Origin of the sequence: Bartonella sp. ML70XJBT.G (genome assembly GCF_028618575.1) — a bacterium.
Taxonomy (GTDB): Bacteria; Pseudomonadota; Alphaproteobacteria; order Rhizobiales; family Rhizobiaceae; genus Bartonella.
Genome location: NZ_JAQITA010000015.1, coordinates 47,703 through 53,778, shown reverse-complemented (window position 1 = coordinate 53,778; position 6,076 = coordinate 47,703). Strand labels below are relative to the sequence as shown.

4 protein-coding genes and 1 pseudogene are annotated in these 6,076 nt (G+C 39.6%); 2 read left to right on the top strand and 3 right to left on the bottom strand.

What is annotated here, in order from left to right; translation table 11 throughout:
• A pseudogene (locus PVV64_RS07790) lies at positions 1–97 on the top strand (integrase); the annotation flags it as partial.
• A gap of 204 nt (positions 98–301) precedes the next feature.
• On the opposite strand, the gene PVV64_RS07785 reads toward PVV64_RS07790, so the two are convergent.
• The gene (locus tag PVV64_RS07785; protein ID WP_273760490.1) at positions 302–2,182 is read right to left on the bottom strand and encodes an AsmA-like C-terminal region-containing protein; all 1,881 of its coding nucleotides are present in this window, start codon (positions 2,180–2,182) and stop codon (positions 302–304) included.
• A 321-nt stretch (positions 2,183–2,503) separates the two neighbouring features.
• On the opposite strand from PVV64_RS07785, the gene folD reads away from it, so the two are divergent.
• Positions 2,504–3,403, top strand: coding sequence for a bifunctional methylenetetrahydrofolate dehydrogenase/methenyltetrahydrofolate cyclohydrolase FolD (gene folD, locus PVV64_RS07780; RefSeq protein WP_273760489.1), 900 nt, complete (start codon positions 2,504–2,506; stop codon positions 3,401–3,403).
• Positions 3,404–3,443: 40 nt separating this feature from the next.
• Here folD and edd read toward each other — a convergent pair whose 3' ends face one another.
• Positions 3,444–5,270 carry a phosphogluconate dehydratase gene (gene edd / locus PVV64_RS07775; protein WP_273760488.1) on the bottom strand — a complete coding sequence of 609 codons (1,827 nt, stop codon included), beginning with the start codon at positions 5,268–5,270 and terminating at the stop codon, positions 3,444–3,446.
• Positions 5,271–5,336: 66 nt separating this feature from the next.
• Positions 5,337–6,074: a 6-phosphogluconolactonase gene (pgl, locus tag PVV64_RS07770; protein WP_273760487.1), complete on the bottom strand. Its 738-nt coding sequence runs from the start codon at positions 6,072–6,074 to the stop codon at positions 5,337–5,339.
• Positions 6,075–6,076: the final 2 nt, after the last annotated feature.

Below are 6,076 nucleotides of genomic sequence, written 5' to 3'. Positions count from 1 at the left end.
TGGCTGGACAGAAGACCAAATGGCATCTCTTTACACAAAGAGCGCAGACCGTAAAAGACTAGCACTAGAAGCGATAAAAAAGCTCCAAAAAAGTTAGGGTTAGAGGCAAAAAAACGTAATAGAATCAGAATCCACCAATCCCCTTATATTCAACATAACTTTTTGATTTTATTTGCTTTCTTTTTGCCTTCTAAAACTTCAATAAAAGCTGGTTAGCATATCCTAAAAAATTTTACGACAACACTCTATTTTCTAGAAATTCTCTGAAATTCTTGCTACTAGCAATGATAAAAAATAGCAATTAATCTGCATCGATCTCTTTTACAACCCAGAAATTGCCATGTTTTTGTCCTTGCGAACTAAGAGAGAATGTAAAGGGCTGTGTAAGGCTGTTAGCAAGGCACTCAACATCTCTACAGAGGGTTTCTGAACTATGACTTTTTCGCAATTGTGCCTGTAATGTGAATGCATTTTGCTGGTTTTGCATGACAGTAGATACAATCCTTCCCCAAATGGATAAACTCCAATCTGCTGTACGCAACAATGATTCTGTTATCTTTATGGTACCATCTGAAAAGATGGTTTGAATATCCCAAAGATCAAAAGCTGTTGAAAGGGCATCATCACTCATTAAAAGAAATTGTTCATTTTTTGAAAGCTTTGTTTGTAAATCATTTAAATCATATCCTAATAGTCGACCAGAAGACATACTCAGTGCTAATTCACCTTGCATTTTCGCAAACATTTCTGACCAAGAACGAGCAAGCGTTCGTACCAACATGGTAAAATTCGTTTTGCTCTGTGCAAATGGGACAATCCCCAAAAGCTCTGAAGCAGTCTGCATATCAATGGAAGTCCCTGTCACGCGTCCTTCAAGTCGCATTTTCTCACCAGCTGGTGCAATTTCAATATTGCTTTGCAATGATCCACCAAAAATATTCGCATGACCAAGATCAAACATACCATGCCCATTTCTTATTTGTATTGCAGCAGCCAAATTCGTAAGAGCAATATTGCCTATTTTTGCTTGTGGCGCAGAAAGCCGTATATCTACCCCAATATGATCAAAAATTGCCCTGTTAAGAAGCAGATTCTTCTTGTTAACCGGCGAAAATGCTGATCTAAAGAGGTTAAAATCGAGGTTATCAAATGCTAAAGATCCCATTATAATTGGTACATAGTCCTGAAACTCAACTTCTAAAGCTCCACGCGCATTTGCTGTTCCTACAGTAAAGGTAACATTATCCATTTGGATGTGCCTTGGCTGTGCTAAAAAATCAGATTCCCATATGATAGGTGCTTTTAACTTATGTCCCCAAAACTGATTTCCTCCAATCCAAGATAATGTCTGACTCCACCCTGGAGAACGCATTAATATTTTCCCATCAAAAATATAATATTCAGACAATCGTGCCTGCCCTATAAAGGTTGTACCACCACGCACAGAATTGAGACTTGCCTTAACTTGACTTTTCCCTCCTGCTAAAAGAAGCAACGCTTGATCGGCATCAATGGATAATTTTGTTAATTCTCCACGCCAACGAGCATCTGCACGAAACCGCGCTTCTTTGGTCAATTCTGGCCAATCTAAAGTCGCATTTAATCCTGTTATTTTTTCTGCTATATTGGAGAGACTATCACGATATACGAGCACACCATTCTCAATAACAATACGCCCAAAAGGCTGATTTAAAAGACGATCTATCTCTGAATGATCGCGACTATGCTTCAATATTTCACGCGCATTGCGTATTGCCAATCCTAATGCACCTTGTGATCGTGAAAATCTCTCAAAAAAATCCGCTACTGTTTTTATAGGTCTTTCCATAACAAATTGGGGGCGTACAATGCGCGTCTCCGAAAAAGAAATATACCCCCGCAGCAAATCTATTAAAGAAAGATCAACTTCTATGGATTCAGCTTCCATCAACGGTACAACATGATTCATTTTTGCTGTTAAAGTAACACCCGAAAGATATGCTTTAGGATAGGGAAAAAGATTCAACCGAGGTGGATCACGCAATTGCACATTATAGCCTGTCCATGCACTTAACTCCTGTGCTAAACGAATACGAATCATATCTGTAGATACAAGATAAGGTAAAATGAGAATACCAACTCCAAATACAAAAGTAATTGTAATAAAAATCCCGCTCAAAAATTTTATTATTCTGGCGCGCACAATATTCCTCTACACTTTTACCCCAATAACAAATTAAAAAATAATCTAAATGATTGTAAAAAAAATTCTTATAATTTTAAACTTTGCTCTATTTCATTTAGTAACTTCATTATTCTTGTTCTTATCCAAAGTTTATTCAAACAGCAATGTTGCTGCTTTTTTACAAAGCAATTATTTTAAGATCTTCTAAAAACTATAGAATCTATATAACACTATCGAACCATTCTTATAGCTCTTATATAAATATTGCATAAAACTCTATTGTATTGTCAGCAAATGCTTTACACAAAAATAAACAGCTCTATCGAAAGGATCTCTCTCATGAATCATATTATTGACGGAAAAAAGCTCGCTGAAGAGATTATTGTAAAGGTTAAGGCTGAAACAACAAAACTCTACAATAACTATAATATACAGCCTGGTATTGCTGTTATCATTGTTGGAGATGACCCTGCAAGTCAGGTGTATGTCACATCAAAAAGTAAAAAAGCCGAAGAGTGTGGTTTTCTTTCAACCAAACATATGCTTTCCAAAGAAACGCAAGAACAAGAGCTTCTCCAACTCATTGCAACATTAAATTCTGATCCCAAAATTCATGGCATTTTGGTGCAACTTCCTTTACCCTCCCACATCAATACGGACCGCATAACACAAGCTGTTTCTTACCAAAAAGATGTTGATGGTTTTCATTATATCAATATAGGAAAATTGGCAGCCAATGCCCTTGAGGATGCTATCATCCCCTGCACACCAGCTGGCGCTATGATGATGATTGAACAACGATGTGGACAAGACTTATCTGGTCTTGATGCTGTTGTCGTTGGTCGTTCTAACATCGTCGGAAAACCTATGGCTGCCCTTTTAACAGCAGCCAATGCTACTGTAACAATAGCTCACAGTCGTACTCGTGACCTTGATGATGTGTGTCGTAGCGCCGATATTTTAGTAGCAGCTGTAGGACGTCCACAAATGATTAAAAAAGACTGGATTAAAAAAGGCGCCGTTGTAATTGATGTCGGCATTAATCGCATTGCGGCTCCAGAAAAAGGTGAGGGGAAAACGCGTCTTGTTGGTGATGTCGATTTTGAAGAAATAAAAGAAAAAGCAGCTGCAATTACCCCTGTTCCAGGAGGGGTTGGACCTATGACAATCGCTATGCTGATGGTTAATACGCTCAAAGCAGCTGCTCGAGCACACAATTTACCCGTGCCCAAATTTTAAATATCGATTATATGTATATCACTGTCGTTCTTTTCGTACTTTATTCATGCATAAGAACAGATGCTCCTTGATCCGCACGATTAACAAACTGGCGAAAAACGTGAAAAAGCTCACGCCCAACACCGTATTCATTCTTTGAAAGATCAGGAGCTACAATTGCGCGTGCGTTAAATTTTGATAAATCTTCCAAAAGAGTGAGCTTTCCCACATGTGCATCAAGGCACACAATATCACCATCTTGCAAACGCGCAAGAGGACCATTATCCAAAGCCTCTGGTATGACATGAATTGCGGCAGGAATTTTGCCTGATGCACCTGACATACGACCGTCTGTTACCAGTGCTACCTTTTGCCCTTGATCTTGTAAAACACTTAAAATTGTTGTTAATTTATGAAGCTCTGGCATACCATTGGCTTTTGGTCCTTGATAACGAATAACAGCAATAAAATCTTTGTCATTCAATGACCCCGATTTAAAAGCCTTTTGCAATTCCTCTTGATTATTAAAGACAAAAATAGGAGCTTCAATACGCCAATGCTCACGCTTAACAGATGAAACTTTCATAATAGCTGTCCCTAAGTTTCCTGACAAGACACGAATACCACCCTCAGGCTGAAATGGCTTTCTCCATCCTGCTAATATTTTATGATGAGCACTTTCAGTCACAGCAGGCTCACGTACTATATGACTATCGGCATAAAGCTTTACTTCAATTGCATAAGAATTGAGACCTGTACCAAAAACTGTGCAAATATCTTCATGCACTAAACCCGCTTCAATGAGCTCGCGAATGACAAATCCCATACCGCCAGCTGCGTGAAAATGATTGATATCAGCTAAACCATTGGGGTAAATCCGTGCTAAAAGAGGAACAACTGACGAAATTTCTGCAATATCATGCCATGTCAATCGAATACCGCAAGCAGCAGCCATGGCAATCAAATGAATCGCATGATTGGTAGATCCTCCCGTCGCATTTAAACCTACAATAGCATTCACGAAAGAGCGCTCATCTACTATCATACCAAGTGGACTGTAATCATTGCCAAGAGCTGTCATTTCAAGTACACGCTTTGTTGCTTCCTTTGTTAAAGCATCACGCAATGGTGTATTCGCATTGATGAAAGCGCTACCTGGCATCTGTAGCCCCATCATCTCCAATATCATCTGATTTGAATTAGCAGTCCCGTAAAATGTACAGGTTCCTGGTCCATGGTAAGAACGTGCTTCTGATTCCAATAATGTTTGACGATCCACCTTATTTTCCGTGTAAAGCTGGCGTATTCTTGCTTTTTCATTATTGCCTTGACCACTTGTCATGGGACCAGCAGACACAAAAATTCCTGGTAGATGACCAAATGTGAGCGCACCAATCATTAAACCAGGTATAATTTTATCACAAACCCCAAGATACAGTGCAGCATCAAACATATTGTGTGATAGACTGATAGCGGTAGCCATTGCAATTACATCTCGTGAAAAAAGAGAAAGTTCCATCCCCGCATTCCCTTGTGTTACACCGTCACACATCGCGGGAACACCACCTGCAACTTGTGCAACACCACCCACTCGGCGGGCAGCCTCTTTAATTAAGCGAGGAAAAGACTCAAAAGGTTGATGGGCTGAAAGTATATCATTATATGCTGTAATAATACCAATATTCCCAGCAACATTACGCTTCAAACGTTGTTTATCTATTGGACCACAAGCAGCAAAACCATGCGCCTGATTGGCGCAGCCTAAAAAACTCCGCTTGGGATGATTGGTTTGTGCACTCGCGATACGATCTAAATAAATTTCTCGCGTTGGTAGAGAACGTTCATAAATCCTTCGTGTAACCTGAGCAATTGTCTTGGAAAGTGCCATGTTTTCCCCCCTTTACTTACAGATCTCATCATCAGTGAGAGAGACCGCGTATCATCTGCATCTGTATCATCTATTCACTTCGCTTATTTCATTTTCATCCGGAGACCAATAAACCTGAACAAGATGATGGGCATTGCGTAAAACCGCACGAACAGGCATTTCCATTTCAGATCCATCCTGACAAACCGCTTCAAAACAATCCCGTTTCTGAAGACCTTCAAAATGGAGAATAATGCAACGAGATTGAATGATAACTGGCAAAGTGAGCGTGAGTCTTGGCTCAATGGCACTTTTTGCATGAAGTGGTAAAACAAGTGCTCGTGTTTGAAGATCAAGTGCTTGCTTTAGACGATCTGCATCAGGAAAAAATGAAGCCGTATGCCCATCATTCCCCATTCCTAAAACAATGACATCAAAGGGCTGAGATAAAGTATTGATACGACTAGCCGCTGAAAAAGCAGCAAGCTCAACGGTGCGTGCCTTATGATAAAGCCCTACAAAATGCGCTTTAGCTGCAAAATTTTGTAACAAATGATGCCGTACCATATGTTCATTGGAACGCTCATGATGGGCAGGGACAAAACGTTCATCGACCAAAGTGATAATAATATTTTGCCAATCAATATCGGCTTTTGATAAATAATGAAAAAACAGTTTTGGTGTTTTTCCACCAGAAACTGCTAAAATTGCGCGCTTACGCTCCAGAACCGCTACACTCAATTCTGCTGCAACATGGTCAGCCAACGCTAAAGCAAGAGTCGTTGGTGTTTCAAAATTTAAACGGTCAATATTTATTCCATGCATAG

Bases quoted from the DNA above. Each gene is read 5' to 3' on its own strand.
- folD (WP_273760489.1), top strand. From the start codon at position 2,504: ATGAATCATATTATTGACGGAAAAAAGCTCGCTGAAGAGATTATTGTA.
- edd (WP_273760488.1), bottom strand. From the start codon at position 5,270: ATGGCACTTTCCAAGACAATTGCTCAGGTTACACGAAGGATTTATGAA.
- pgl (WP_273760487.1), bottom strand. From the start codon at position 6,074: ATGCATGGAATAAATATTGACCGTTTAAATTTTGAAACACCAACGACT.